The sequence below is a fragment of the Mesorhizobium sp. M1E.F.Ca.ET.063.01.1.1 genome (genome assembly GCF_003998155.1).
In the GTDB taxonomy this organism is placed as follows: Bacteria; Pseudomonadota; Alphaproteobacteria; order Rhizobiales; family Rhizobiaceae; genus Mesorhizobium.
In genome coordinates this window covers 1-1,209 of sequence record NZ_RZSC01001180.1, presented here as the reverse complement: position 1 = coordinate 1,209, position 1,209 = coordinate 1, and the positions used below count along the sequence as shown (strand labels likewise).

Here is a 1,209-nt window from a genome sequence, read left to right as displayed (position 1 = left end):
CCTGCGCACGTTCCGGCATGTGGCCGGCATGACGCCCTACCAGTTCCTGCTGCGGACCAGGCTGCACCGCGCCGCGGTGCAATTGCGCGCGTCGGACGAGGCGATCTCGACGATCGCTTTGGATGCCGGCTTCAACGATCTGTCGACCTTCAACCGCCGGTTCAAGCGCGAGATGGGCGAGGCTCCCGGCGCCTATCGCGCCCGCCGTTCCAGCCGACCGGGTTGACGGCGATAGGTGTAACGATGGGTTCGCGTGGGCTTATCATTGCGCTTCGTCCTGCTGTTGAGTTTGTCCCGGGCCAAGCGATTTGATGGCGGCGTCGACGCTTTGGAATATCCGCTGCGTGCCGACCAGGTCGGCGACCCCGAACCGTCTCAGCGCCTCCTGGGCGCGGAGCGATTCCATGCGCGCGACGGCAAAGACGGCGCCTTTGTCGCGGCAATGGCGGATGACGTCGATCAGCGCCTGGGCGGCGGTGTAGTCGATCTCGACGATGTTGCTGGCCTCCAGCACCACTAATTTCACCTCATCGCTTCTGGCGTCGACCAGATCGCGCAGGCCGCGCTTGAAACGGTCTGCGTTGACGAAAGAAAGCGGCGCCTGGAATGCAGCCACCAGCACGCCGGGACGCTGCTCACCCGCGCTGGGACCGCTTGGCGGCCACCAGACCGACGTGCCCGGCACCTGCGCCAGCTCAATTGGCTCAGTGCGCGTGGAGCCCCAGATGCCGTGCAGCAGCGACAGGCCGATGCCGATCGCCACGCCGGTCTCGATCGGCAGGACGACGATCGCGACCATGGTGATCAGGATCAGCGCGAACTCGAACGGCGCTTGGCGATAGACGGCGGCGAACACCTGCCAGCGTAGGATATGCTGGGCGACGAACATCAGCACGCCGGCAAGGGCTGCCTGCGGCACGTTGGCAAGCAGGCTTCCGCCAAAGGTGCTGAGCGCCAGCACGATGGTCGCGGCAATCAGGCCGGACAGCTGCGAGCGACCTCCGGTCTGGGCGGCGATGGCCGTGCGCGGAGGACTGGAGTTGACGGCAAAGGCACCGAACAGGCCGGCCACAATGCTGCCCGCGCCAACGCCGACAAAGTCACGGTTGACATCGGGCGCTTCGCCATCCTGCGGCGCGAAGGATCGGCTGGTGGCCGCCGTCTGCACCATGACGACGATGGCGATCAGCAGCGCGAGCGGGACAAGGG

2 protein-coding genes are annotated in these 1,209 nt (G+C 66.4%); one reads left to right on the top strand and one right to left on the bottom strand.

All coding sequences use genetic code 11. From position 1 onward, the window contains the following. Window positions 1–226: helix-turn-helix transcriptional regulator (locus EOA29_RS37070; RefSeq protein ID WP_145970076.1), on the top strand; the 226-nt coding region annotated here is incomplete at its 5' end. Window positions 227–262: 36 nt separating this feature from the next. On the opposite strand, the gene EOA29_RS37065 is transcribed toward EOA29_RS37070, so the two are convergent. Continuing rightward, the coding region (locus EOA29_RS37065) for a solute carrier family 23 protein (protein WP_145970075.1) at window positions 263–1,209 on the bottom strand (947 nt) is incomplete at its 5' end.